The sequence below is a fragment of the Maritimimonas sp. 2405UD52-3 genome (assembly GCF_056591715.1).
Genome location: NZ_JBWQOL010000016.1, coordinates 1 through 1,190, shown reverse-complemented (window position 1 = coordinate 1,190; position 1,190 = coordinate 1). Strand labels below are relative to the sequence as shown.

Here is a 1,190-nt window from a genome sequence, read left to right as displayed (position 1 = left end):
AGCACCTAAAATATCATCGACCACAGCTACGCCTGTCAGCGTTGCTGTACCTGTATTGGTTACTGTAAAGGTATAGGTCACCACATCACCCACTGACACATCTCCTGAACCATCTGGGTCCGTAATCGTATTGCTCTTCACGATACCCATGCTTGGGGTAGCTACTGGGATACTGTTGGTATCCGTAACATCTGGGGCCTGATCACTACTTCCTGTAGCCACATTGGTGATCGTTGTACCTAAGTCACCTGCCTGGATCGTATAGCTAAGTGTACCACTCTCACTGTCACCAGCGGCTAGCACTGCTACGCCATCACCTGCTACATCGCTTAAGGTCACCGCACCTAATATATCATCAACCACCCCTACGCCTGTTAAGGTAGCTGTACCTGTATTGGTTACTGTAAAGGTATAGGTCACCACATCACCCACTGAAACATCTCCTGATCCATCTGGATCCGTAATCGTATTGCTCTTGACAATACCCATGCTTGGTGTCGCTACCGGGATACTGTTGGTATCCGTTACATCTGGGGCCTGATCACTGCTTCCCGTAGCAATGTTCGTAATGGTCGTACCTAAGTCACCTGCCTGGATCGTATAGCTAAGTGTACCACTCTCACTGTCACCAGCGGCTAGCACTGCTACGCCATCACCTGCTACATCACTTAAGATCACGGCACCTAAAATATCATCAACCACAGCTACACCTGTCAGCGTTGCTGTACCTGTGTTGGTTACTGTAAAGGTATAGGTCACCACATCACCCACTGACACATCTCCAGATCCATCTGGGTCCGTAATCGTATTGCTCTTGACTAGACCAAATGAACAAGTATCAATTGTAATAGATGTAAAAGTAGTATTACTACAAGAATTTGAGTCACTAAAAGCATAAGTAACCGTATAGGTTCCAGGTGTGCTAGCTCCTATATTAACTTCACCAGTATTAGTATCAATAACTAAACCTGCAGTTGAAGAATACGTTCCCCCTCCTTGCCCAGTTTGTGTTACGCTTGTAACTCCTATATTACAGAAAGGAGCTCCAGCATAAGAAATTGAAGCTGTAGGTAGCGCAGTGATCGTAACACTCTCTGTACTGCTATTCGGACATGCGCCTGCTGTTGTATACGTAATTGTATACGTACCTGGTGTACTCGCACTTACATCAATCGCTCCCGTAGCTCCAT

Annotated in this window: 1 protein-coding gene; it reads right to left on the bottom strand. The window is 46.3% G+C overall.

The genetic code is table 11. The features are described 5' to 3' along the window. The coding region (locus AC1EU5_RS15965; protein ID WP_480193417.1) for a DUF7507 domain-containing protein at positions 1-1,190 on the bottom strand (1,190 nt) is incomplete at both ends.